General features: G+C 57.2%; 25 protein-coding genes. 15 read left to right on the forward strand and 10 right to left on the reverse strand.

What is annotated here, in order from left to right; translation table 11 throughout:
* Positions 1–75: 75 nt before the first annotated feature.
* On the reverse strand, positions 76–564 hold the full coding sequence (locus R1T46_RS00620; RefSeq protein WP_317307047.1) for a DUF6560 family protein: 489 nt from the start codon (positions 562–564) through the stop codon (positions 76–78).
* A 101-nt stretch (positions 565–665) separates the two neighbouring features.
* On the opposite strand from R1T46_RS00620, the gene R1T46_RS21575 reads away from it, so the two are divergent.
* Positions 666–794 (forward strand): hypothetical protein, encoded by a 129-nt coding sequence (locus tag R1T46_RS21575; RefSeq protein WP_410797517.1) that lies wholly within the window; start codon positions 666–668, stop codon positions 792–794.
* 159 nt (positions 795–953) lie between these two features.
* On the opposite strand, the gene R1T46_RS00630 is transcribed toward R1T46_RS21575, so the two are convergent.
* Genes R1T46_RS00630 through R1T46_RS00645 form a run of 4 tightly spaced genes read right to left on the reverse strand, consistent with a single transcriptional unit; the run spans position 954 to position 5,980 of the window.
* On the reverse strand, positions 954–1,364 hold the full coding sequence (locus tag R1T46_RS00630; protein WP_317305723.1) for a TetR family transcriptional regulator: 411 nt from the start codon (positions 1,362–1,364) through the stop codon (positions 954–956).
* Positions 1,348–3,201, reverse strand: coding sequence for a tyrosine-type recombinase/integrase (locus R1T46_RS00635; RefSeq protein WP_317305725.1), 1,854 nt, complete (start codon positions 3,199–3,201; stop codon positions 1,348–1,350). The genes R1T46_RS00630 and R1T46_RS00635 overlap by 17 nt, the downstream gene beginning before the upstream one ends.
* The gene (locus R1T46_RS00640) at positions 3,198–4,844 is read right to left on the reverse strand and encodes a hypothetical protein (protein WP_317305726.1); all 1,647 of its coding nucleotides are present in this window, start codon (positions 4,842–4,844) and stop codon (positions 3,198–3,200) included. Before R1T46_RS00640 ends, R1T46_RS00635 begins: the two co-directional genes overlap by 4 nt.
* A complete protein-coding gene (locus R1T46_RS00645) occupies positions 4,841–5,980 on the reverse strand; it encodes a tyrosine-type recombinase/integrase (RefSeq protein WP_317305727.1) in 1,140 nt (379 codons plus the stop codon). Before R1T46_RS00645 ends, R1T46_RS00640 begins: the two co-directional genes overlap by 4 nt.
* A gap of 222 nt (positions 5,981–6,202) precedes the next feature.
* On the opposite strand from R1T46_RS00645, the gene R1T46_RS00650 reads away from it, so the two are divergent.
* The 6 genes from R1T46_RS00650 to R1T46_RS00675 all read left to right on the forward strand — a co-directional run bounded on the left by R1T46_RS00650 (position 6,203) and on the right by R1T46_RS00675 (position 12,235).
* Positions 6,203–7,297: a sensor histidine kinase gene (locus R1T46_RS00650; RefSeq protein ID WP_317307048.1), complete on the forward strand. Its 1,095-nt coding sequence runs from the start codon at positions 6,203–6,205 to the stop codon at positions 7,295–7,297.
* Between the two features lie 6 nt (positions 7,298–7,303).
* A complete protein-coding gene (locus tag R1T46_RS00655) occupies positions 7,304–8,059 on the forward strand; it encodes a LytTR family DNA-binding domain-containing protein (protein ID WP_317307049.1) in 756 nt (251 codons plus the stop codon).
* Positions 8,060–8,144: 85 nt separating this feature from the next.
* Entirely contained in the window at positions 8,145–9,086 is a 942-nt protein-coding gene (hemC, locus tag R1T46_RS00660) for a hydroxymethylbilane synthase (protein ID WP_036203041.1), read from the forward strand.
* Positions 9,067–9,879 carry a uroporphyrinogen-III synthase gene (locus R1T46_RS00665; protein WP_317307050.1) on the forward strand — a complete coding sequence of 271 codons (813 nt, stop codon included), beginning with the start codon at positions 9,067–9,069 and terminating at the stop codon, positions 9,877–9,879. The genes hemC and R1T46_RS00665 overlap by 20 nt, the downstream gene beginning before the upstream one ends.
* Positions 9,880–9,881: 2 nt before the next feature.
* Positions 9,882–11,000: a uroporphyrinogen-III C-methyltransferase gene (locus R1T46_RS00670; RefSeq protein WP_317307051.1), complete on the forward strand. Its 1,119-nt coding sequence runs from the start codon at positions 9,882–9,884 to the stop codon at positions 10,998–11,000.
* Complete coding sequence (locus tag R1T46_RS00675) at positions 10,997–12,235, forward strand: heme biosynthesis HemY N-terminal domain-containing protein (RefSeq protein ID WP_036203032.1); 1,239 nt, start codon at positions 10,997–10,999, stop codon at positions 12,233–12,235. The genes R1T46_RS00670 and R1T46_RS00675 overlap by 4 nt, the downstream gene beginning before the upstream one ends.
* A gap of 17 nt (positions 12,236–12,252) precedes the next feature.
* Here R1T46_RS00675 and R1T46_RS00680 read toward each other — a convergent pair whose 3' ends face one another.
* The 3 genes from R1T46_RS00680 to rho all read right to left on the reverse strand — a co-directional run bounded on the left by R1T46_RS00680 (position 12,253) and on the right by rho (position 16,201).
* A complete protein-coding gene (locus R1T46_RS00680; RefSeq protein WP_085681700.1) occupies positions 12,253–13,257 on the reverse strand; it encodes a 2Fe-2S iron-sulfur cluster-binding protein in 1,005 nt (334 codons plus the stop codon).
* Position 13,258: 1 nt separating this feature from the next.
* Positions 13,259–14,746, reverse strand: coding sequence for a 4-hydroxy-3-polyprenylbenzoate decarboxylase (gene ubiD, locus R1T46_RS00685; protein WP_317307052.1), 1,488 nt, complete (start codon positions 14,744–14,746; stop codon positions 13,259–13,261).
* 192 nt (positions 14,747–14,938) lie between these two features.
* Positions 14,939–16,201, reverse strand: coding sequence for a transcription termination factor Rho (gene rho / locus R1T46_RS00690; protein WP_036203025.1), 1,263 nt, complete (start codon positions 16,199–16,201; stop codon positions 14,939–14,941).
* Between the two features lie 367 nt (positions 16,202–16,568).
* Here rho and moaB point away from each other — a divergent pair, with 367 nt between their 5' ends.
* The 4 genes from moaB to R1T46_RS00710 are packed head-to-tail and all read left to right on the forward strand — an operon-like array spanning position 16,569 to position 19,073.
* Positions 16,569–17,141, forward strand: a complete 573-nt coding sequence (moaB, locus tag R1T46_RS00695) for a molybdenum cofactor biosynthesis protein B (RefSeq protein WP_286811086.1) — start codon at positions 16,569–16,571, stop codon at positions 17,139–17,141.
* 3 nt (positions 17,142–17,144) lie between these two features.
* Positions 17,145–18,359, forward strand: coding sequence for a gephyrin-like molybdotransferase Glp (gene glp, locus R1T46_RS00700; protein WP_286811085.1), 1,215 nt, complete (start codon positions 17,145–17,147; stop codon positions 18,357–18,359).
* Complete coding sequence (gene moaD, locus R1T46_RS00705) at positions 18,356–18,625, forward strand: molybdopterin converting factor subunit 1 (protein ID WP_052479373.1); 270 nt, start codon at positions 18,356–18,358, stop codon at positions 18,623–18,625. The genes glp and moaD overlap by 4 nt, the downstream gene beginning before the upstream one ends.
* Position 18,626: 1 nt before the next feature.
* Positions 18,627–19,073: a molybdenum cofactor biosynthesis protein MoaE gene (locus R1T46_RS00710; RefSeq protein ID WP_317307053.1), complete on the forward strand. Its 447-nt coding sequence runs from the start codon at positions 18,627–18,629 to the stop codon at positions 19,071–19,073.
* A 215-nt stretch (positions 19,074–19,288) separates the two neighbouring features.
* Here the strand turns inward: R1T46_RS00710 and trxA are convergent, their stop codons facing one another.
* Positions 19,289–19,615 (reverse strand): thioredoxin TrxA, encoded by a 327-nt coding sequence (gene trxA / locus R1T46_RS00715; RefSeq protein WP_007153552.1) that lies wholly within the window; start codon positions 19,613–19,615, stop codon positions 19,289–19,291.
* Positions 19,616–19,987: 372 nt separating this feature from the next.
* On the opposite strand from trxA, the gene ppx reads away from it, so the two are divergent.
* Entirely contained in the window at positions 19,988–21,499 is a 1,512-nt protein-coding gene (gene ppx, locus R1T46_RS00720) for an exopolyphosphatase (protein WP_317307054.1), read from the forward strand.
* Here ppx and R1T46_RS00725 read toward each other — a convergent pair.
* A complete protein-coding gene (locus R1T46_RS00725) occupies positions 21,496–23,451 on the reverse strand; it encodes an ATP-binding cassette domain-containing protein (RefSeq protein ID WP_317307055.1) in 1,956 nt (651 codons plus the stop codon). The genes ppx and R1T46_RS00725 overlap by 4 nt on opposite strands.
* A gap of 99 nt (positions 23,452–23,550) precedes the next feature.
* Between R1T46_RS00725 and R1T46_RS00730 the strand changes: the two genes are divergently transcribed.
* The 3 genes from R1T46_RS00730 to R1T46_RS00740 all read left to right on the forward strand — a co-directional run bounded on the left by R1T46_RS00730 (position 23,551) and on the right by R1T46_RS00740 (position 25,226).
* A complete protein-coding gene (locus R1T46_RS00730) occupies positions 23,551–24,030 on the forward strand; it encodes a DUF2390 domain-containing protein (protein ID WP_317307056.1) in 480 nt (159 codons plus the stop codon).
* Positions 24,024–24,410 (forward strand): hypothetical protein, encoded by a 387-nt coding sequence (locus tag R1T46_RS00735; RefSeq protein WP_041332609.1) that lies wholly within the window; start codon positions 24,024–24,026, stop codon positions 24,408–24,410. Before R1T46_RS00730 ends, R1T46_RS00735 begins: the two co-directional genes overlap by 7 nt.
* 105 nt (positions 24,411–24,515) lie before the next feature.
* Positions 24,516–25,226 carry an FKBP-type peptidyl-prolyl cis-trans isomerase gene (locus R1T46_RS00740; RefSeq protein ID WP_317307057.1) on the forward strand — a complete coding sequence of 237 codons (711 nt, stop codon included), beginning with the start codon at positions 24,516–24,518 and terminating at the stop codon, positions 25,224–25,226.
* The last annotated feature ends 28 nt before the right edge of the window (positions 25,227–25,254 follow it).

Genomic DNA, 25,254 nt, shown 5'->3' on the forward strand with positions numbered 1-25,254 from the left:
CTTTTAAACGCAGAGCTTTGCGGCAATTTTGGAGCCGCGAAGCGGAGGAAGTGCATGGCGAGGTTGATGCGTTGGTTAGGTTTGGTCATTTCTTGATATTGAGCGAACATAATTATAAAACTCAATGCTACCCGCCATATGAGGGAAGAATTCAACTTTTTGTCCCTTCGCCCCGACTATTTTAAACGAGGACCCATACCGGCCACGGCTCATGGACACGACTTCCGAAAGCGGTAATCTGACTCTTTTGCCGAAAGCTGATTGGTAGTAAATCATCTTTTCATCGAACCAAATTTTTCGACGAAAGACCTCATTCAAGCTCACTAGCCCTACTCCAACGATAGAGAAAAGAAACCAGTAAACTACTTGAATAACTCTCTCTTCTTGAATTGCAGAATATAAAACAAGGGAGAAAAACAAAGTGAATACGATCACAACTACCTTGAGTACCCAGCCATATTGAACAACCAGCCAACTTCTATCTATCGAAACCTTACCGCTAAGGATAATCCAAAAGAACACAATTTGAGCAAGGAATAGAAGTACATTGTAGAGATACTCCATTAAAACACCTAACGAATGATATAAGCTTCCCCTGCTCCCCAGGCATCGATGTGCCACATTGAAGGTGTCTGACGTCTTCAGCCAGAGCAGGAGGGGTCATCATGAATATTACAACCATTTGCATTGATCTGGCGAAAACTGTTTTCAGTATTCACGGCACCAATCAAGACGGCAAGGCCGTGGTTCGTAAACGGCTCAATCGCCCTAAGCTGCTGGCGTTCTTCGCGTAACTGCCACCGTGCCGGATCGGCATGGTGACCTGTTCCGGTGCCCATTACTGGGCTCGGGAGTTTACCAAACTTGACCACGATGCTTGGATCACGTATTCACCAATGTTCGCTATTGTTTAAAAGTGGAAGAAAAAGGTTCCGGCCAAAATCTGTATAGCACTACTCACTCGACTTCCCCCTAAAAACTGTAACGTTTTTACTGTCCAAGATTGCCGAGAGTCGGCGGTTTTCGAGCTCAAGAGTCGCGTTTTTTGAAGCAAGTTCGTTGCGCTGCTCGGTCAGTTCCACGATCTTTTCTCGTAGCTGACGATTCTTAAAACGCTCTTCTTTGAGTTTCTCGTGCTTCTCATCACGTTGCCACTGGATCGCCTTGTTGGCATTGCCCCGGATGCGCTCCATCAAGTCTGGGTAGTCTTTGTGGATCAAGGCTCGACTGACTCCGGCCTCTTCGGCAACAGCGGCCACCGAGACTTTCCTGCCCTTCTCAACGACCTTGGGCTGGCCTTTTTCCAATCGAACAATGGCCAGCCGAATACGCTTGTGAGTGTCTGATTCAGATGGCTTCGACATCAATCACTTGCTCCTTGAGGCGATTGATGTCTACACCGAGATCCGTCAAAACCCTTTCGCAGCGTTCCATGGTGCGCTCGACGGTCTTTGAGCCCGAGTCATCCAGATCGTCGATCTGTTGAAGCTCGATCTGTTGCAGGTAAAGCCCTTCCCAGAACGGTTTATGGCTGTCATCAATACAGCCATGCTCACAGCCCTCGCATTGGCCACCCGCACAGTCCACGCCGGTATCGTTGGTGCACCAAGCGATACCGGTGGACCGCAGGTACACCAGCTCGCTGATAGCCTCAATCATCTCTTTCCGGTCTTTGTAGGTACGCACTTCTTCCGAGCGGCTCCGCATTTGGCGAATATGACCGGCCATGCCACCTGAAAGCGGCGTATCAGGCTCCAACCAGTGACCGACAATGGCCTGACGCTTGCCGTCAAAAGCAGCGTAGATTTCGTCGTAGAGCTCAAGATCCTGGGCCTCGTTCATTGCGTACAGGATGGTCATATCCAGGCTCCAGTGCTTGAAGTGATCCCTTAAATACCGCAGATCGCCCAACTTGTGATGGACAACGTAGTTGGCAAAGGTGCGACGGAACTGATGGGGGGCGAGTTTCCAGTCCATCCCGAGGTTCTTCGCAAACTTCCTAACCCTATGAATCAGAGCGGCACCACTGAGCAAAGTGATCCTATTTTGCTTTGCGCTTGACCTGGTTAGCCCGATGCAACCAGAACAGCTCTGTAAACGCGTCATTTCCTCGTAATCTTCGAAGACTTCGGCCTCCTTCAGAGCCTGCTCAAGCCCAGTCTGTAGGGGTTCCGACAGCCGTTCCAATACTCTCACTGCCTGAATGGCGATCTCGGGACATAACCAAGAGGTTTCGCCCGCATAGGTTTTGTCTGAGCGTGAGCCGAGGAAGTAGAACCGCTCGCCATCTCGAACTTCGCTGTACCACTGATCCCGCCTGATATTGCCGAGTTCATGAGCCCGGATACCTGTCGTAGTCAGAATAATCACGAAACAGCCGTCACGCAGGTCGCATAGTGCCTTGGTCAGTGCACGTAGCCCCTGATCCCAACCTCGGGTTTTCAGGAAGCTAGTCTTCTCTGTGGCTTGATCCGTTCGATTTTCGGAGGAAGGCTGGAAGTCAGCCAGAGCGCACTGATGCTGCAATATGTCTTCAGCTCGACTGAGTAGATATTCGGCGTGTTGAAACAGAGGCCGTAAAATATCATCTGGAATAATGTCGGTCTTGGATTGGCTTGATTTCTTGTGCCCCGACAGCGCAATAGCAGAGCTCTCGGGCCATGGATGATCAAAAGTGCTTGGGGTATCCCTGAGGAATTGCCAGCATCGTTCAACAGCCGATAGCCTGGTCCACTTTGTCTTACTCTCAAACGGCTTTCCAGACTTCTTAACCGAGGTAGCACTGTGGATGTATTGCACATAGCGAGCTGCGACGAGAGGCGTGACCTTCGCCAGGCTGCTGATGTTTTGATCGTTTAACCAGTTCAGCCATGGAACCAACGCATTGAAAGCGTTTTTGATGGAGTTGTTGCTCAGAGAGACCTCCCTCCAGATCAACCGTGCCATGATAATTTTGGCCTCGAATCGCAGTTGCTCCCCGGTTATTCGAGTAAAGTCCAACTTTCGTACGCTGTCTCTTACAGAGCCTGGAGTGTTGGATTTGGGCAACCACCACACTGGATCTTCGTACCGAGAAAGCACGTACAGCACCTTACCGGCTCGATCCGTGGTAATGATGCCGTGTAGCCCTTCACCACGGGGCAGAGCCCGTAGCAAACGTTCACGGTCGGCCAGTACCTCTGCGCCGGCAATCTCGATCATATCGCCATCCTCGCCATGCTCAGGTCCCGCCAGAACGGATGCGGCTGGTGTTTGGCCCTCTCCCGCTGTTTGCTCACAAAAACTGCATCAAAGTGTGGCGCAATCTCTTCGTCGATAAGTCGAACGACTTGCTTGAGGTATTTGGCCCAGCGCTTGCCACCAAAAGTGTCGTAATTGCGCAGGGCTGCCCAGTAGAAGCTGAACAGGCGATAAAGGTCATCGCCAGTCACCACAAAGCTCTTGCATCGGAAGCAGCCCAAGTAGTCTTGACAGGGCTCTCCGTCTTTCGGGGCGCGGTGCCCTCGGCGAACATTCTGACAGGACGCGACGGGGGTTCGATCGCTGGCAATGATCGTCGGCGTGCTGAGCAATTCTTCCACTCGGGCCTCGCCCAAAAAACGCATGTTGGTTTCCGCTTCCGGTGGTGCCTCCCAGTAATGGGCATTGCCAGTTTCCACGGCATGCCGTCCTGTTCTGGCCGTCATCAGAGGGTCTTGGCCCGACATTTCCCAAATGCGGTTCAGCAGCGTCTGACGCAGCCGGCTGACATTCAACGTGAGCGGCTTGCCATCGTCCGTTTGAAGCTGATGCTGGTCAACGAATGCGTTGATGCTGTAATTCAATACGGAGCTCGTCAGTCGGCATGGTTTGTCCACGTACTTGCCGCGAGCTCCCTTGTAGACCAGCAGCCGATTTGGGTCATCGAACTGGGCGCGTGTCGTGGCGTTCCTCGTAACGATCAGATCAATAGCATCGGCGGCATAGAGATGGATACTGGCCATCTCAGGCACTTCCTCAGACTTTCTCAGTGCGACAACGTGCGTGGCGTTACCGCGACGTTTAAAGCTCACTAGCAGCCGCAGGTTGGATTTGAGCGGGTGAGGCTGCACGCAGTCTGTGGTCAGCTCCAGAATGGGCGTCAGGTTCATTCCGGTAGACAGCGCAATGGACAAGACGCATACGGCCAAATCGTATCTACTCAGTGGCTCCGATTGAGCCACAATACGCTCCATGTCTTTGCGCAGCGCCTTTACCAGAAAGCGTTTTTCATTCTTGCTGAGCGCCTTCTGACCCTTTGCTCGCTTGTTGGAATTCGGGAAGGGATTAGCAGGCCAGACCGTTTTCCTATCCACTTCCGGCCAGAACCCGAATCGATGACAGGCTACGAGCAGAGCTTTGGTACTAGCAAAATGGGCTTTTTGCGCACCGTATTTGAGGGGCTCGTTTCTCAGGTACTGGAGAAATTGGGTGATGCTGTCGGCGCTAAGATCCGCCATAGTAAGGCGTTCGCTACTGGCTGTGTGAAGCAACGACAGGAAGGGCGCAAAGGAGCGAAAACCAGTTCTCCAGTAACCCGCAATCGTACTTACACTAAGGATTTTCCCCCTAGTTTTGACGCTCTCAGCGACCAGCTTTTCGATGGTGCATTGGCAGGCCGCCGCAATGTCGTCATATCCCTGACCGTAAAATGGCCCGAAATCAGCGGTTCTTATGCTAGTGGTATTCTCGGGAAAAGCGACGACGGTGTTTGCCGGTTTTGAGGGTCGCGCTTGATCGATGGTGGTGGTTGTCGCCTCAGTCGCAGTTTCGCCAGCCTCCTGAACACCACTCTCATGTCCCTCTAACGTGAAATCCTTTTTCATGCGCAGGCCGCCTCCTTCGCCGTTTCCTCAATTTCTTCCTGATAACTGGTGCGCAGGTCGTCTTCGATATGGTCGAGAAAATGCAGGTATTTTTCCGTCGTCGTGATGCTGCTGTGGCCGAGACGATCTCGGACATAGATCAAGGGATTGAAAGTCGTGCTCTTTCGGGACATCAACGATTTCAGGGTGTGCGTCGCGTAGGTATGACGCAGGATGTGGGGATGGCAGGCGAACGACAGCTTCAATCGGTTCAGTTGATTGTTAAGCGAGGTTCGAAAGCTCCAGGGGGTGCCCTTGGCGGTTACAAAGAGGGTTTTTGAGTCTCTCCCGTGTTTTCGGATCGTTTCGTGACGCTCGTGAATGACGTAATCCCAGAGATCCGCCATCAATGATATCGGCACATGGATCGTCCGTGGTTTGTCTCCCTTGGTGCTCATCTCTTGGGGATCAAGCTCAACCACCACATGACTTCGAGCCAAGATCGACTGGGGCGCAGATATGTAGTGAACTGGAATTGTCAGCAGCTCCTCTTTACGCAAACCCGTCAGCAACGCCAACCGAACGATCAGTCGGAGCGTTTTGTTCTTGATGGTTTTCAGCAGCTCATCGACCTGCTCTTTGTTGAGGACTTTGATCTTGGTTGGCGTGGTTTTCAAAAGCACATCAGGCTTTACGGCATACCCCCCGGACGTGTCTGTGTGTGCTAGGAAACCCTTTGTCTGTCTGACTCTCACCGTTTCAAGGTCATACGGCAACGTGCTTACCCAACCTTGTTTGAGGGCAAACTGATAAAACTTGATCACCAGATGAAGTCGTCGGTTTACCGTAGAGACGCTGAGGTTAAATCGATCAAAAGAAACGTCGCGATACAGGGCTAGCAGGGTTTCGTGATTTCGGTGATCAAGCTCTTTCCAATCAAAACCATTGGCTTCAATGAACTCGAAATAATCACACAGATCCCTTCCAAACGTTTCCCAACTACGTCGGCTTTGCACACTTCCACGTTTCAAGCAGTGATGAACGAGAAATTCCATTCCTTCAACAAAAACATCATGATTGGCTTTGAGAAGAATCGGGAAACCTTCATAGGAATGGCCCCTGATTTCAAACTCTGGCGTAGCAAGAAGGAACTCCACCCTCGGATCTCCAATACTGTAATTTTATTCAGTATAAAGGAGTGGTTTAAGACTACAACAGGAGGGTTACATTATCTGTGGTACAAAACATGGTCTATCTTTCCTGCTGACAGCCCGGCATCATTCTGCGGGAATGGGTAAATGGAATATCGCGGGATTATAGCATTCCGTGGCACTCAGTTGCCCTCCCCTAATCAGGAACAAGAATCAGGAACAGGTCCAATGGCCGCAAGACACAACAGGGAACGCCCAGCCCAGGCAGTCGCGGACAGCGACGCCGATTTCTATGTGCCGGACCTGTGCAGGGTCAGGGCCGTTTTCCTGCTAGTGGTCACCAGTGAATTGCTGGTGCTGGTACTGTCCATCGTTCAGGCTGAAAGCCACTGGATTGACTGGAACTACTTCGGCCTGCTGTCCCTGTTCGTGCAATGGACGGTGCTGACCAGCGCTGCGCTGATCTGCCTCATGCGGCGCTGGCTCTCACGGCTGACGGTTACTCGTGCCACAACGGTGATTGTCGCCATCGTGATGCTGGATGTGCTGGCTTTCAGCCTCTTCGCCGACAGCGTGCTCCACCCGCAACCCGGCCTGGAAGCCTGGCAGGGCGTTGCCAAGAAACTGCTGCTGGCACTGTTGATCACACTGATGGTGTTGCGGTACTTCTATATGCAGTTCCAGTGGCAACAACAACGGGAATCAGAAATGCAGGCCCGGCTGACAGCGCTGCAGGCACGAATCCATCCACACTTCCTGTTCAACAGTATGAACACCATTGCCAGCCTGATCGTCGTAAACCCGGAACGGGCTGAAGACGCCGTGCTGGATCTGTCCGAACTGTTCCGCGCCAGCCTGCGCACCGGTGACCGCCTGATTCCTCTGAGCGCCGAACTGGACCTGTGCAAACGCTACCTGGCCATTGAAAAGCTGCGTCTGGAAGACCGGCTGACACTGGAGTGGCATATCGAAGACGGACTGGAGCAACAGGCCATCCCCCCCCTGACCGTTCAGCCACTGGTCGAGAACGCCATTTATCACGGCATTCAGCCCCGTCCAAACGGAGGCACCGTAAAAATTGAGGCCTACCGCAAGGGATCCTCGGTCTACCTGATGGTGCAGAACCCGCGTCCGGACTCTGACCAGGGTAGCCACGAAGGCAACCGAATGGCACTGGCCAACATTCAGTCCCGGCTGCACGCCCTGTTCGGTGAACCCGCCGTGCTGAAACACAGCCACCAGAATGATATATATACCGTCACTCTCCGATTGCCGTGGCAGAAAGCGAGTGGCAACGGAAAACCGGCAACAGGGAGCAAGTAGGCAAGCATGGGCGACAACAATCACCGCAGCGTACTGATTGCCGACGACGAACCTCTGGCCAGGGAGCGCATACGCCGACTGGTGGAGGCGTTGCCTGGCTACAATGTCTGTGACGAGGCTGGCGACGGCGACGAAGCACTGGAGAAAACCGCGCGCCTGGCGCCGGACATCCTGCTGCTCGATATCCGCATGCCGGGTACCGATGGCATGGAAGCCGCACGACGAATGACTGCACTGGAGGCACCTCCGGCCGTTATCTTCTGTACCGCTTATGATCATTACGCCATCCAGGCTTTCGATGTACACGCGGTGGCCTACCTGCTCAAACCGGTGCGCCGGGAAGCGCTGGCCGACGCCCTGAATCGGGCCGGTCGTGTCAACCGGGTGCAATTGCAGGCGCTGGCTGAAAAGCAATCGGGCACGGATGAACAGTTGGCCATCCGTACCCACCGCGGGACCGAACTGATCGATATCCGGGGCATCCTGTACTGCGAAGCCGACCAGAAATACGTCACCATTCATCATCTGCGCGGCGAGACCGTCACCGATTACACCCTGAAAGAGCTGGAAAGCACCTACTCGCAATACCTGCTCCGGATTCACCGACACACGCTGGTGGGCGTGCGCTATATCCGAGCGCTGTTAAAGCAACGGGATGGTCAGAATCTGATTGATCTGACAGACCAGCACGGGCAACTGCCCGTGAGTCGGAGACACGCCGCCGCTGTGAGGCAATGGCTGAAGGAGCATCGCCCCGGGTAGCCTGGATCCACAACATTCGGCTCCACAATTCGCCTCACAAAGAGTACCCTTGGCGTACCATTTTTCAGATCCGGCAACGAACACCATGTCAAAACGAACCCTTCGCATCGCAACCCGCAGCAGCGCACTGGCGTTGTGGCAGGCGGAATTTATCAAATCTGAACTGGAACGGCTCCACGACAACGTGACCGTGGAACTGGTCAAGATCAAAACCCAGGGCGACAAGATCCTGGACGTGCCACTGGCCAAGATTGGCGGCAAGGGGCTGTTCGTCAAGGAACTGGAAGAGGCCATGCTGGCGGGCAGCGCTGACCTGGCTGTGCACTCCATGAAAGATGTGCCCATGGAGTTTCCGGAAGGGTTGGGGTTGGTAGCTATCTGTGAGCGGGAAGACCCCACCGATGCGTTCGTCAGCAATGACTACGACAACGTGGACGCCCTTCCCCACGGCGCCGTTGTCGGCACCGCCAGCCTGCGCCGGGAAGCCCAGTTGCGCGCCTATCGGCCCGACCTGGAAATCCGCACCTTGCGCGGCAACGTCAACACCCGTCTGGCAAAGCTGGATGCCGGCGACTATCAGGCCATCGTCCTGGCCAGCTCCGGGCTCAAACGTCTCGGCTTCCACGACCGTATCCGCTACTGCCTGCCAGACAGTATATCCCTGCCTGCCGTGGGCCAGGGCGCGCTCGGCATCGAGTGCCGTCTCGATGATGCCGAACTGATCGCCATGCTGGAGCCCCTGGATCATCGCGACAGCTCGGACCGAGTGAAAGCGGAACGGGCCCTGAACCGGCGGCTGCAGGGCGGCTGCCAGGTACCCATCGCGGCCTACGCGTTACTGGAAGACGATGACATGCTTTGGCTTCGCGGACTCGTGGGTGCCGTCGACGGCACTCAGGTGTTCCGCGTTGAAGGCCGCGCGCCCCGCAGCGAGGGCGAGCGTCTCGGACGCGAACTGGCGGAAGATCTACTCGCACTGGGTGCAGACAAGGTACTGGCTGACATCTATGGCCACACCCCAACCTGATTCACTACCCCTCAAGGGCCGGCGGATACTCATCTGCCGGCCACAACCGGAAGCCGACCGACTGGCCTCGCGCTTTTGCGATGCCGGCGCTGATGCGCGGGTCATGCCGCTTATCGCCCGCGAGCCGCTCCCGGAAGACCCCGCAACCCGCACGCTGATCCTCAACCTGGACGAGTTCGCCCACGTTATTGCCGTCAGCCCCTACGCCGCCGCCCTGTTGCTGGAATGGCTGGACGAGTGGTGGCCCCAGACACCCACCGGCATCCACTGGTACGGCGTTGGGGCCGGAACCGCCGCGGTGCTGGGCAATTACGGCCTGGAAACCCGGCAACCGGAAACCGGCCACACCAGCGAAGATTTGCTACAGTTGCCGGAGCTCGCCACACTAAATCACGAGAAGGCTCTGGTCGTGCGCGGGGAGGAAGGCCGGGAACTGATCCCGCAAACCCTGGAACGCAGAGGTGCGCGCGTCACCGTGCTGCCCCTTTATCGTCGCTTCTGTCCCGACTATGATAAAGCAACTCTGAACGCGATGTTGAACGACTTTTCCCCCGAGGCCATCGTCACACTGTCGGGAGAAACATTGAACAATCTCATCGCACTCAGTGACAATACCGGCCATAATCTTGAAAACACTTTGCTGGTTGTCCCCGTTGAGCGGATTGCCGAACAAGCACGTCTGGCCGGCCTCCGGCGAACGTGTATACCAGGAAGCCTTGCCGATAGCTCGATTGTGGCTGCAGTTGCCGGACAACTTGCCAGCCTGGACGGAGGCTCCGGAAACACCAAGTAAGGATGCCCGTGACAGAATCAAACGCACAACTGCCTGCCCCGATCGAAAAGCGTCAGCAAACACGGCAAAAACTGTGGCCCCTCTGGATCATTACGCTACTGGCGCTTGCCCTGGCCGTTGCCCTGGCCCTTTGGAGCTGGCAACAATGGAACAACTACCAGGCACTGCAACAGTCCATCACCGGCCTGGAAAGCGATACCGAGCAACTGGACCGGATGTACGGCCAGACCGGTAGTGAGCAGAGCCGTCGCCTGCAAGCGCTGGAAGACAAGCTATCCGAACAGCGTGAACTGATCGCGACCCAGCAACGGCAGATCGACCACAACGCCCGTGAACTGCTGGAGGCTGGTAACCGTACTCGTACCGACTGGCTGCTGGCGGAGGCGGAATATCTGCTGAGAGTGGCCAACCAGAGGCTCATGATCGAAAAGGACATTCGCGGAGCCTTGGCGGCACTGGAATCCGGTGATGAAGTTCTGGCGGAATCAGACGATATCGGCGTTTACCCGGTTCGCCAGCAACTGGCCAAGGAAATCCTGGCGCTCAAGGGCATTGTCGATGTCGACCGCACCGGGCTCTACCTGAAACTGGAAGCGGCCATCGACAGCATCCACCAACTGACAGACAGTGCACTGATTCATGATCGCGCCCCAGGGTTTGTCAGTAGCGGCGAGAACCCGGAAGCCGATGCTTCCGGGCAGGGACTCGTTGCCGAGGGATGGCACAAGGTCAAGCAAACCCTGTCTCAGGTGGTTGTGGTCCGCAGGCTCGATGAGCCGGTCAAACCCCTGCTGTCTCCGGAGCAAAGCGCCTATGCACGGCTCAATCTGCAGTTGATGCTGGAAGAAGCCGAGTTGGCCGTACTTCGCGGCCATCAACAGCTCTACTCACGCTCCCTGACCAAAGCCAGCAATGCCATCAATGACTGGTACGACAGCAGCAACACCCGCATCATCGCGCTCTCCCAGACCCTGGAGGAACTCTCCCAAAAGAACGTTGACCCGGAACTGCCAGACATCAGCCGCTCGCTGGAATTGCTCAAGGCGCGACTAGCCGGTCGACTGGACAACGGAGAGGCCGAAAAGAATGGCAGTAACGGTGAACAGGGAGACGCATCATGATCCGCATTTTGCTGATCATCCTGGTCGCCTTACTGCTGGGCACCGGGCTTGCGCTGGGGTTGCAGTACGACCTTGGCTACATCCGCATCAGCCTGGGCAACTATCTGATAGAAACCAATTTCTGGATTGGTCTGGCGTTGCTGGTACTGCTGGTGGCAGCCTCCGTGCTAACCATCAACCTGTTCCGTCGATTGCGCCATGGCACCGGCATGGTCGCCGGCTGGCTGGCCCGCAGCAATGAACGCCGGGCCCGGCGCCGAACCACTCAGGGGCTGCTGGCCCTGGCGGAGGGTAACTGGCCCCGTGCCCGCAAGCTGCTCACTTCTTCAGCAGAGCATGCGGACACGCCACTGATCAACTACCTGGCAGCGGCCCAGGCCTCGTTTGAATCCGGCGATCACGAGGCGGTTGACGAACTGCTGCGCAAGGCCTTTGAGAGCACCCCGGGCTCCGACATGGCAGTGGGTATCACCCAGGCCCAACTGCAACTGGCCGGCAATCGACTGGAGCAGGCCCTGGCAACCCTGGTGCGGCTGCGCAAGCAGGCGCCCCACCATCCGTTTGTACTCAAGTTGCTGAAAAACACCTACGTGCGCCTGGAAGACTGGCGCGAGCTGTCCCGCCTGTTGCCGGAAATCCGCAAACGCAACCTGATGGAGAGCGAAGAACAGGGCGATCTGGAACGCCTGGTTTGGCAAAACCTTCTGCAGCGTGCCGCTGAGGAATGCCGCCGCCACTCGGGTGAGCCTTCGGCGTCCCTTGAGCCTCTCACCAAACTTTGGGATGAGCTGCCAGGGTTTCTCCGCCGTGACGAGCACACCATTCGCGAGTATGCCCGGCTGCTTGCCGATCTGGGCGACGAAGCCCAGGCTGAAACCCTGCTGAGGAAAGTCCTGCGCAATCACTGGGGTGATGAGCTGGTCAATCTGTATGGTCGCGTAAAAGGCCTGAAGCCGGATGAGCAGTTGCTGGTGGCGGAGCAGTGGCTGAAGGATCGTCCCAACAATGCAGAGCTGCTGTTGGCACTCGGCCGTCTAAGCTTGCGCAACGAGCTCTGGGGCAAGGCGCGGGAGTATTTCGAAACCAGCCTTCGGCTACGCCGCAGCCGCGAAACCATGGCCGAGTTGAGCCGCCTGAATGCTCACATGGGAGAAGGTGAAAACAGTGTGAAGCTGTTGATGCAGGGATTGGTTAACGATAGTGGGTTGCCGGATTTGCCGATGCCCAAGGCCTGAGGGGCTGGCCCCGAGTCTCAACCTCTCGGGGCGTATTCCAGTACATCGGAGAAAAATGCTTCCTGCGGCAACCCCACCTCCAGTAACGCATCCATCAAGGTGTAGACCATCGTCGGCGAGCCGCTGGCGTGAACTTCCACGTTGCTCCAGTCCATGCCCGACGCCAGCACGGTTCGCACCAGCTGGTCGTGGTGGCCACTCCACTCGTTGTCTTCGTCATCTCCTACCACGGGCAGGAAGATAAAGGGCGGCCATTCTTCCTGCCACTGCTGGGCCAGGGATCGCAGATACATATCCTCGTGACGGCGAACACCCCAGTAGAATTTCACAGGCTTGTCGTAAGACGTTTTCTGCAGGTAGTCCACCAGGCTCTTCATTTGGGCAAACCCCGTTCCGGCGGCAACCAGCAACAGCGGTTTGTCCGGCGCGGACGCCAGGCAGGCGCGGCCGTGGGGTAATTCAACGGTCACCTCTCCGCCAGAGGTCAATGCATCAATCACTTTCTGTGCAGACACCCACTCCGGTGTCGCCTGGATGTGCAGCTCGATCAATTCTTCAGACGGACTGCTGGCGATGGAAAAATAGCAGGGGTCTGTATCCGGCAAATTCACGGACAGGTACTGGCCGGCGTGAAACGACAGTTCCCGGCGACGGGGCAGTTGCAGCTCCACACGGTAAACATCATGGCTGATGGAACGAACGTCCACCACCTTTGCCTGGAACTTGCGAGGCTGGTTGTCTCCGGCTGCCATAACGGCGTCTATCTCCAGTTCAAGGTCACTGAGCGCTAGGGTGCGACACATCATCAGTCGCCCGGTGACCGGAATTGTGTGTTGATTGCGGGTATTCAGGGCCTCGCCACTGACCAGGCGAGCCTCACAGAGCTCGCACACGCCATTGCGACAGGCGGCGGGAACCGCAATGCCCGCCCTGCCGGCTGCCGTAAGCAGCGTCTCGTCGGCGGCTGCGGTAAAGGACAATACTGCCGGCACGAGCTGAATACGACATTCACGGCTGGCCATATCAATCGGGGCGATCGGATGAAACTTCAATCCCCAGGCTGTCCCAGATGTCGTCCACACGCTTTTTGACGTCGTCGGACATGGTGATGGGCGTGCCCCACTCCCGCTCGGTTTCGCCCGGCCACTTGCTGGTGGCGTCCATCCCCATTTTCGAGCCCAGCCCGGACACCGGCGAAGCGAAGTCCAGGTAGTCGATGGGAGTGCTCTCAACCAGAGTGGTATCCCTGGATGGGTCCATGCGGGTGGTCATGGCCCAGATCACGTCTTTCCAGTCCCGGGCGTTCACGTCATCATCGGTGACTATCACGAACTTGGTGTACATGAATTGCCGCAGGAATGACCATACTCCCATCATCACCCGTTTGGCATGGCCGGGGTACTGTTTCTTCATGGTCACCACTGCAAGACGGTAGGAGCACCCCTCAGGAGGCAGGTAAAAATCCACAATCTCGGGGAACTGCTTCTGCAGGATGGGAATGAAGACTTCGTTCAGTGCCACGCCCAGGATGGCGGGTTCGTCGGGTGGGCGGCCCGTGTAGGTACTGTGGTAAATCGGGTCCTTGCGGTGCGTCACCCGCTCCACGGTGAACACCGGGAATTCGTCCACTTCGTTGTAATAACCGGTATGGTCCCCGAACGGGCCTTCCGGCGCTACGTCGTCCGGATAGATGAACCCTTCCAGTACAATCTCGGCACTGGCCGGCACCTGCAGATCGCTGAGACCACACTGCACCAATTCGGTTCTTCCGCCGCGAAGCAGGCCAGCAAAGGCGTATTCCGATAACGAATCCGGCACCGGAGTCACCGCACCCAGGATGGTCGCCGGGTCCGCCCCAAGGGCGACGGCCACAGGATAGGGTTTACCGGGGTTGGCCTTCTGGAACTCCTGAAAATCCAGCGCACCTCCGCGATGGCTCAGCCAGCGCATGATAAGCCGGTTACGGCCAATTATCTGTTGCCGGTAAATACCCAGATTCTGGCGCTCTTTATGGGGCCCACGGGTTATCACCAACGGCCAGGTCACCAAAGGCCCCGCGTCCCCGGGCCAGCAGTGCTGCACCGGTATCTGGTACAGATCCACCTGACCCTTTTCGATCACCACATCCTGACAGGGCGCTGAGCGAAGCACCTTGGGGCTCATACGCATCACCTGCCGGAACAGCGGCAGTTTCTCGATGGCGTCTTTGAAGCCCTTGGGCGGATCGGGCTCTTTCAGGAAGGCGAGCAGCTTGCCGATGTCCCGCAGCGCGGTCACGCTGTCCTGCCCCATGCCCATGGCCACGCGTTTCGGCGTACCAAACAGGTTGGCCAGCACGGGCATGTCGTAGCCTTTGGGGTTTTCGAACAACAACGCGGGGCCACCTGCCCGCAGCGTGCGGTCGCAGATCTCGGTCATTTCCAGGTGGGGGTCGACTTCCACTGAAATACGCTTCAGCTCTCCCAGCTTTTCAAGCTGGCCTATGAAGTCTCTCAGGTCGTTGTATTTCATCGGCTGCTCCGGTTTTAACTTGGGTGCAGGAACAGGATGCTGAATGGCGCCCCCAGACACGCCGTAAACCCATCCCTGGGGGCTCGGCATTGCCAGGGATGGCAAGACCAAGCCTACAGGGACGTATTTACGGCGTGTCCGGGGAAGAATGCTCCTGCGCTGTGCGCCCCGAAACCTAGAGCGCTGTAAGAATCAACGACGCTTCATCGACTGGAAGAATTCGTCGTTGGTCTTGGTTTCACGCAGCTTGTCCAGCAGGAACTCAATGGCACCAGTATCGTCGTCCATGGAGTGCAGCAGCTTGCGCAGAATCCAGATGCGCTGGATATCCGCCTCGCTCATCAGCAGATCCTCACGGCGGGTGCCAGAGCTGCGAATATTGATGGCGGGATAGGTGCGCTTCTCGGCAATCTTGCGATCCAGGTGGATCTCCATGTTACCGGTTCCCTTGAACTCCTCATAGATGACTTCATCCATCTTGGAGCCAGTGTTGACCAGCGCGGTGGCAAGAATGGTCAGGCTGCCGCCCTCTTCCACGTTACGGGCCGCACCAAAGAAACGCTTGGGCTTCTCAAGGGCGTGGGCGTCCACACCACCGGTCAGTACCTTGCCGGAGGACGGAATCACCGTGTTGTAGGCACGGGCCAGACGGGTGATGGAATCCAGCAGAATCACCACGTCTTTCTTGTGCTCGACCAAACGCTTGGCCTTTTCGATGACCATCTCGGCCACCTGCACATGACGGGCCGGCGGCTCGTCGAAGGTGGAGGCGATCACTTCACCACGCACGGTGCGCTGCATCTCGGTCACTTCTTCCGGACGCTCGTCAATCAGCAGCACCATCACATGGCACTCTGGATTGTTACGGGTGATGGACTGGGCGATGCTTTGCATCAGCAGCGTCTTACCGGCTTTGGGCGGAGACACGATCAGGCCGCGCTGGCCTTTGCCGATGGGCGCGACCAGATCCAGAACCCGAGAGGACAGATCCTCGGTACTACCATTACCGGCTTCGAGCATCAGACGCTCGTCCGGGAACAGCGGTGTCAGGTTCTCGAACAGGATTTTGTTTCGGGCGTTGTCCGGCTTGTCGAAGTTAATCTCGTTAACTTTCAGCAGGGCAAAGTAACGCTCGCCGTCTTTCGGCGGGCGGATCTTGCCGGCAACGGTGTCACCGGTCCGCAGGTTAAAACGGCGAATCTGGCTTGGCGACACGTAGATGTCGTCAGGACCGGCAAGGTATGAGGCGTCGGCGGAACGGAGGAAGCCGAAACCGTCCTGCAGAATTTCCAGTACGCCGTCACCGTAAATGTCTTCGCCGCTTTTAGCATGCTTCTTCAGGATCGTGAAGATGACATCCTGCTTGCGCGAGCGAGCCAGGTTATCGAGGCCCATCTCTTGCGCAATATCGAGCAATTCGGGCATGGAGTTCTGCTTGAGTTCAGTAAGGTTCATAGGTTGTTAGATAGTCAGGAATGGAAGTAAACGAATATGGAAATGAAAGGGGTGCCCCTAAACGGATTGATCGGATATACGTTGAACTTGGTGCTGGCCAGATGGAGCAACCGGTGTAGATGGAGTCCGGAAAGGTACTGAAGCCAGAGACAGGAAGAACAACCGTTCGCCGGGCAAGAGCGATCATCAGCCACCTTGCGTACCAATGTCAAGTAATGTCGCGCATTTTTGAACCAATTCCTTCTGAAGGGGCCTTCCTCGGCATCCGAAAATACCCTGCATCCCTCTAACGGGTGTCTCCCCTTCCATTCATCATTCCCAATAGAGATACTGTTAGACAGACCTATAAAAACTTTGGAGAGCATCCATGAGTATCGACGCCACCGTCGAACTGAAACCCCTGAGCATCGCCCTGCTGACGGTGTCCGACAGCCGTGGTGAAGCGGAAGACTCATCAGGAAAGTTCCTGGAGAACAGCATCATTGAAGCGGGCCACCGACTGGTTGCCCGACGCATCCTGCCGGATGATGTCTATCTCATACGGGCGCTGATGTCCGGCTGGATTGCTGACCCGGAGATCAACGTGGTGATCATCACCGGCGGCACCGGCTTCCATGAACGCGATAGTACACCGGAAGCCGTCGCCCCGCTGTTGGACAAAGCCATCGACGGCTTCGGTGAGGAGTTCCGCCGGCTTTCCGCCAGCGAGATTGGCTCTTCCACTATTCAATCTCGTGCCTTTGGAGGATTGGCCAATCATACGGTGATTTTTTGCCTGCCCGGCTCCACAGGTGCCTGCCGCACGGGCTGGAACGGCATTCTGGTCAGCCAGTTGGACAGCCGCCACGGCCCCTGCAATTTCTCAGACCTGGCCCTGGGCAAGCCGGACAAGCCTCTCAGCCGGATCAACCAGGTTATTGGCGAGCGCTCGGAGCGATAATCCATGGCAAGCCCTGACCTGACTCCCGTTGAAGAAGCCATTGATCACCTGGTCGCCCGGGCGCGCCCGATCACGCACTCACAAACCGTGACCCTGGCAAATAGCCTGAACCGGGTTCTGGCCCGGGACTACACAGTTCCGGCGGATGTACCACCAGCGGATAACAGCGCCGTCGACGGTTACGCCGTACGTGCAGGGGATCTTGCTGGCGGGGGACCACTGCCGGTGTCTGGCCGCACAGCGGCCGGTGAAGAACGTCTTACCCTTAAGCCCGGAACGGCCGTGCGTCTTTTCACCGGTTCGGAAATCCCCTCAGGTGCAGACGCGGTCATCATGCAGGAACGGGTCAGCGTTTGCGGCGACGGTATCACCGTCAATGGGCCTGTCAGTGAAGGCCAGAATATCCGTCGCCGTGGCCAGGATCTGGCTCAGGGCGAGCTGGCATTGGCGGCGGGCACCAGGATTCGCCCCCAGGAAATGGGCCTGCTGGGCTCCATTGGTACGGCAGACGTTGCCGTGTACGCAAAACTGAAAGTCGCCGTTCTCACGACCGGTGACGAGCTGGTGGACCCCGGACAACCACTGGGGCCTGGACAGATCTACAATAGCAATCGCTACACCCTGCTGGGATTGCTGGCGAAAGCAGGCTGCGAGGTGGTGCTTTGTGAGGCCCTGAAGGATGCCCGGGACGCGACCCGCAGCACTCTTGAGCGGGCCGCAACCGAGGCCGACCTGATCATCACCAGCGGCGGCGTGTCGGTGGGCGAGGAAGACCATGTTCGGGCGGTGCTGGAGGAATCAGGCGACCTGTCCCTGTGGCGGCTTGCCAGCAAACCAGGAAAACCAATGGCCTTCGGTACGATTGGCGACACGCCGGTGCTCGGCCTGCCCGGCAACCCGGTGGCCGTGCTGGTCAGCTTTATGGTGATGGGCATGCCGTTTATTCGCGCGTGCCAGGGTCGGACAAGTGTTACAGTCCGCGGTGAACGGATCCCGGCCGGATTTTCAACCGAGAAGCCCTCGATCCGCCGGCAGTATGTCCGTGCCCGTAAGAACATTGGCGATGATGGCCTGACGATCACGGCCTACCCCAACCAGAGCTCCGGCGTTCTGAGTTCTGCCTGCTGGGCTGAAGGGTTGGCTGTAGTACCTGAGAACACGACCATTACCCTCGGCGACCCTATTGTCTACTACTCGTTTGCGGAGCTGCTGGAATGACCATGGCTACGGATAATTCTATTACGGTGAAGTTCTTTGCCCGTCTGAGGGAGGAACTGGATACAAGCACGCTGACGGTTGAGGCCCAACCCGGGCTGACTGCCGGGCAACTGCTGCACAGCCTTGCCTCTCGAGGGGGAAACTGGGCCCAGCTGGACGGCGCGCAACCGGTGATGATTGCGGTTAATCAGGTAATGACCAAGCCCGACAGGGCGTTACAGCCTGGCGATGAAGTGGCCTTTTTCCCGCCGGTGACAGGAGGTTGATGTGATCCGCGTCCAGCAACAGGATTTTGATCCTGCTGAAGAATACCGAGCCCTTCGGAACAGCGGTTCTGGTACTGGAGCCATCGCGACCTTTACCGGACTGGTTCGGGACAATGGTGACATGAACGGCGTTACGGGGCTGTTTCTGGAGCACTATCCGGGGATGACGGAGCAAGTTATCGAGGGGCTGGTTCATGAAGCCTCACGGCGCTGGGATGTGCGGGACGCGCGGATTATTCACCGGGTGGGAGCGCTGGCATTGGCTGATCAGATTGTGTTTGTGGGGGTGTGCAGTGCCCATCGCGGAGATGCCTTTGCGGCCTGTGAGTTCATCATGGATGCGCTGAAGACGTCGGCGCCGTTCTGGAAGAAAGAGATCACGGGCGACACGGAGCACTGGGTTGAGCAGAAGGCTGCTGATCTGGATCGGACTCAGAGCTGGGACTAGCGCTCGACGCCGCATAGCAAGACGGCAAGCAATGACGAACAGCCCTTCCGAAAAACGCTTTGAATACGTCCGTGTACGCTTGGGCTCCGCCATCCATGGCTCCGCACATTTTCGGAAGGGCTGTTCGGCATTGCTCGCCTGATTGGTTGTTTGCCTGGCAATAAAAAACCGCCCGTGAGCGTTTGCTCAGGGGCGGCTTTGGCCGACAGCAGCTATCAGAGATTGCTGTCGAGGAACGCGGCCAGTTGTGACTTGGACAGTGCGCCTACTTTGGTGGCGTCCACGTTGCCGTTCTTGAACAGCATCAGGGTGGGGATGCCGCGGATGTTGAATTTGGGCGGGGTCTGCTCGTTTTCGTCGATGTTCAGTTTGCAGACTTTCAGCTTGCCTTCGTACTCTTCAGCCATTTCTTCCAGAACCGGCGCGATCATCTTGCATGGGCCGCACCATTCTGCCCAGTAGTCGACCAGTACCGGCACGTCTGACTGCAGCACATCCTGCTCAAAGGAGGCATCTGTAACGTTTACAATATTTCCGCTCATTTCAGTTTCCCGATTCGTGCACCCACCAGCGGCTCTGGCCGCCTGAACGATGCTGTTGGCTGTTCTGACAGTTGCCGCAAAAGGCTTGGGGCAACCGATTTCCTAAATTATTGTAAGCCTTACTTTACGCGATTGGTCAGGCGGATGTGAAGCGCTTCGTTCCACCCCGGCACTTCGGATTACCCTCACCCTGAGCGTTGACGCCCCATTGCGTTACACCGCATATCGCTTATAGTAATCCCCAGGCATGGTGGTTAACGTCCGCCTTCGCCCTGACAACAATGGTTGTATGAACGCTGCCGTGTTTCCGGCATGCATCCTTTCAAGCTCCCTTCCCTCTATTTAGGGCCTGGCAGAAGGAATTCAATACACGTGACGGCCAACTCTTCCGCCACCCCGCCAGAACTGCTCGCTGCAATCGACATGGGCTCCAACAGCTTCCACATGGTGGTCGCCCGCCTGGTTCACGGTGAAATCCGCACCCTGGAGAAGATGGGGGAAAAGGTACAGCTCGGTGCCGGGCTGGACAGTCATAACCGCCTGACCGAAGACGCCCAGGAACGTGCCCTGGCCTGCCTTAGCCGTTTTGCCCAGAGGCTCCAGGGAATGCCACCAGCGGCGGTCCAGGTGGTGGGCACCAACGCATTGCGGGTGGCGCGCAACGCCCATGAATTCATGACCAGGGCGGAAGAGGTGCTGGGATACCCAGTGGAAATCATCGCCGGCCGGGAGGAGGCCCGTCTGATTTACCTGGGCGTGTCACACACCCTTTCGGATGACAGTGGCCGGCGCCTGGTGATTGATATCGGGGGCGGCAGTACCGAGTTTATTATCGGGGAGCGCTTCGAACCCCAGGAACTGGAAAGTCTGCACATGGGCTGCGTGTCGTTTCGCAACCGATACTTTCCGGACGGCAAGATCACCCGCAAGCAAATGGACAAGGCCGTTACCCACGCCGAACAGGAACTGCTCAATATCCGTCAGCACTTCCGCAGCAAGGGCTGGCAAAGTGCGGTGGGGTCATCCGGCTCGATCAAGGCAATTGCCAGCGTGTTGACCAGCCTCAGGATCACTGACGGCACCATCACCCTGGACGCGATGATGGAACTCAGGACCCGACTGGTCGATATGGGCAAGGCTGAGAAACTCGGTGACCTGGGCGTCCGCGCCGATCGCCAAAGCATCTTCCCGGCGGGGTTTGCGATTTTGATGGGCGCATTCCAGTCGCTGCAGATAACGGAAATGACGTTCGCTGATGGCGCCCTGAGGGAAGGCCTGCTGTACGACATTGCCGGCCGGATTCAGCACGAGGATGTGAGGGTACGAACGATACAGGCCCTGCAGGAACGCTATCACGTAGACCAGGAACACGGCAGCGCCGTGGAGCATACCGCCATCGCGGCCTGGAAGCAGGTGGCCAACACCTGGGCGCTGAACACAGCAATTGATGAAGAGGTGCTGCGTTGGGCCTGTCGGCTGCATGAAATCGGCCTGACCATTTCACACAGCCAGTACCACAAGCACGGCGCCTACCTGTTGCGGTATTCCGACCTTCCCGGCTTCAGTCAACAGTTTCAGCGCGATCTGGCAACCCTGGTTCGCGGGCACCGGCGCAAGTTCTCTTCCGCCATTTTCGACGGGCTGAACCCCGAAGACGTTCCCCGTCTACGTTACCTGTGCGTACTGGTTCGACTCGCAGTGCTATTACAGCATCCGCGGAATCATGAGCAGCCCCCCGAATTCCGCCTGCACCCGTCCACCAATGGCCTGGCCCTGGAATTCACTGAAGGGTGGCTGGATGAACGCCCGCTGACCCTGGCCGATCTTGAAAACGAACGGGATTACCTGGCCAAACAGAATTTCACCCTGGAGGTGAAATTCTAGGGCGTTAACTCTGCCTCGAGGCTCTCGACCGTTTCGCTGATTTCAAGCCATTCGGCTTCTACCTCTGCCAGACGACTCTTTGCTGTGGCTTGTTGCCCCAATAGATCCTTTAGCTTCTGCTTGCCCTGATCGGCATAGAGTTCCGGCTCTGAAAGCTCCTGCTCCAGCGTCACCAACGTGGACTGGAGCCGATCCATCTCGTTCTCCAGCGCACCCTGTTGTTTGCGGTAGGGGCTAAGCTTCTGGCGAATGGCCGCTTCCGCCCGCTTTCGGGCCTTGCGATCTTCGGCGTTCTCGCCGGTACCGCCATCCGCAGCCAATGCCTCATCGCCAGTTGTCTGGGTTCCGCCACTTTCCCGGCGTGGAGCTTCGGTTTCATCCTTGCGACGGTCCGCCAACCAGCGCTCGTAGTCTTCCAGGTCGCCTTCGTATTCCGTAACCCGCCCCTCATTCACCAACCAGAAGTCATCGACCGTGTTGCGCAGCAGGTGACGGTCGTGGGAGACCACCACAATCGCCCCCTCAAAGTTTTGTAGCGCCATGGTCAGGGCCTGACGCATTTCCAGGTCCAGATGGTTGGTGGGCTCGTCCAGCAGCAACAGGTTGGGTTTTTGCCAGGCAATCACCGCCAGCGCCACGCGGGCCTTTTCACCACCGGAGAATGAGCGGATAGCACTCAGGGCCTCATCGCCGTGAAAGTCAAAGCCTCCCAAAAAATTACGGACACTTTGCTCGGAGGCTTTCGGAGCCAGCCGCTGCAGGTGCAGGAACGGGCTTGCATCCAGGTCCAGCGACTCCAACTGATGCTGGGCAAAATAACCGATCGCCACGTGTTCTCCCGTGGTCCGCTCACCTCGCAGCAAGGTGCTTTGCCCCCGCAGGGCATCCATCAACGTGGACTTACCCGCGCCGTTAGGGCCCAAAAGACCAATGCGGCTGCCCGGCAGCAGAGACAGGTTAATGCCTTCGAGCACAACGGCGTCGCCATAACCGGCCGAGCCGTTACGAATCGACATCAGCGGATTGGACACTTTATCGGCTACCGGAAACTCGAAACTGAACGGAGAGTCGACGTGGGCCGGAGCAATTTTCTCCATGCGCTCCAGCGCTTTGACCCGGCTCTGGGCCTGGCGGGCTTTGGTGGCTTTTGCTTTAAAACGATCGATGAAACGCTGAATCTCGGCGATTCTTGCCTGCTGGCGCTCATACCCGGCCTGCTGCTGGGCAATGCGCTCACTGCGCTGGGTCTCAAATGATGAGTAATTACCCGTATACAGGTCCAGCCGCCGCTGGTCGAAATGCACCAGGTGAGTCGCCACACGGTCCATGAAGTCACGGTCGTGGGAAATGAACAGCAGGGTGCCCTCGTACCGCCGCAGCCAGTTCTCAAGCCAAAGGCAGGCGTCCAGGTCCAGGTGGTTGGTGGGTTCGTCCAACAACAACAGATCGGACGGGCGCATCAACGCCTGGGCCAGGTTAAGGCGTATCCGCCAGCCGCCAGAAAACGAAGACACCGGCCGATCGGCGTCGGCATCCGAAAATCCCAAACCTCTCAGCAACGCTTCCGCGCGGCGAGACGCTGACCAGGCTTCATGGATGTCGAGCTCGCCATGAATGCGGGCAATGCGGTGATCGTCACCCTGCTCTTCTGCGTCAGCTAGCTCTGACTCCATGCGTCGCAGGTCATAGTCGCCATCCAGCACAAAATCCCGGGCTGTGCGGGACGAGGCGGCCACTTCCTGAGCCATGTGGGCGATTCGGCACCCTCCGGGCAGAGACGCACTGCCTTGCTCCGGCGCCAGCTGACCCAGCAATAACTGGAACAAACTGGACTTGCCAGCACCATTGGCACCCACTATCGCTACCCGTTGGCCGGGTTGGATGGTCAGGTTGACGGCTTCTAGTAACCAGACGCCACCTCGTTGTAAACTGAGATCGGTTATCGTTAACATAGCGTAATAGTATCAAGGAACGTTTGATAAGGAACCGGCCTGGCCCCTATGGCGTGTAGCGGTAGCAAGATACCGGAGGATGCAGATCCGGAAAACCCATTGTGGCGGTTTGCCTGTCGTTTCTGGGAATCCTCTGCGGCACGGGAGGCGTGTCTCGGCCTGCAGGATCGTGGCTGGAGCGTTACCCGGATTCTCTGCGCAACGTGGCTGGCCACGTCAGGCAATGTGTTTCCGGGCACTGAGAGCGCACAGGTAATCGCCTGGCGACGCCAAGTCACGGAGCCGCTCCGAGCAGCGAAGAAAACCATTACAAAGAATGACCCCGGCACTGCTATTGTAAGAGAGTGCATCGCTCGTAGCGAACTTGAAGCGGAGCGGGTGGAACTGGCCTTGGCCTATCAGGCCCTGGTTTCAAACAAACATACAGGCAGCGGTGAGGCAACAACGGCCAATCTGGCCCTCAGCAACTTGCTCGCCGCAGCACCAGAGAAGACAATGGATAACGAGACCGGCAGCTTGCTGGACATTTTGACCAGAGAACTGTCGACCCTCGTTGAAGGAGATAACAAGCCATGTTGATGAAATGGCTAATCCGGCTGGCGTTTCCCGCTCTCGGCGTCCTGGTGGCACTGATGTTTTTCGGCCTGAATGACCCCGCCGAAACCACCAGCGAACCCGCAAAGGCCGAAACCAACGCGGAAATTCCCGCGTTTGAGGGCTTGGTTCCCTCACCGGTTCCGACTGAAGGGCCCGACATCGTCTTCAAATGGAGGGACAGCGACGGCAGCTGGCACTACGCTGACAAGCCGCCTGCGCAAGGGCCCTGGAACGCGTTGGCAATAGAGCGATCTGAAAGCAAGAGCGTACGCCCGCCCGTGTCCGACTCGGAAACCGATTGGCAATCGCCCTACCGCGCACCTTTTTCGCTCGGCCCTGACACGGCCAATAACGGTAGTTGAGATTACCCCCTTCCTTAACACATGTTCAGTGGCATCTGGCGACAGAACCCGTTACCTTTTGTGCGTTCCCGATCATTCAACGCAAGCTTAACTAAGGACGATGTAATGAGAAAAACCCTGATCGCACTGACTGTGGCCGGTGTCATGGCAGGCTGTTCTTCTTCCCAGGAAGCGGTTCCGGAAGATCCGGCGCTGGAATCCACGGATGAGAAAGTCAGCTACGGCATGGGCCTGGTCATGGGCCAGAGAATGAGCAATGACCTGCCGAACCTTAAAATGGAGCAATTCCTTCAAGGCATTCAGCACGGCCACGACGGCGATGAAGAACAGACGCGAATGAGCCGTGAGGAAATCCAGGAAGCCCTGATGGCCTACCAGAGCCAACTCCAGGAGCAGGAGTCGGCCCAGACGGAAGAACTGGCCAAGAAAAATCAGGAAGCCGGGGAACAATTCCTGGCGGAGAACGCCAAACGCGACGGCGTCAAAACCACGGAATCCGGCCTGCAATATGAAATCCTGGAAGAAGGCGATGGTGAAAAGCCAACGGCCGAGGACCGCGTACAGGTGCACTACACCGGCGAGTTGATCTCAGGCGAAGTGTTCGACAGCTCCCGCGAGCGTGGCGAGCCGGTCACCTTTGGCCTGAACCAGGTCATACCGGGCTGGACCGAAGGACTGCAACTGATGTCTGAAGGCAGCAGGGCGAAACTCTACATTCCTTCTGAACTGGCTTATGGGCCTGGAGGAAACCAGCGAATCGGACCCAACGAGACCCTGGTCTTCGACGTGGAGCTTCTGGAAATCAACCCGGAATAAATAAGCCGCTTGGCAACGGCCACTCCCC

Origin of the sequence: Marinobacter salarius (assembly GCF_032922745.1) — a bacterium.
In the GTDB taxonomy this organism is placed as follows: domain Bacteria; phylum Pseudomonadota; class Gammaproteobacteria; order Pseudomonadales; family Oleiphilaceae; genus Marinobacter.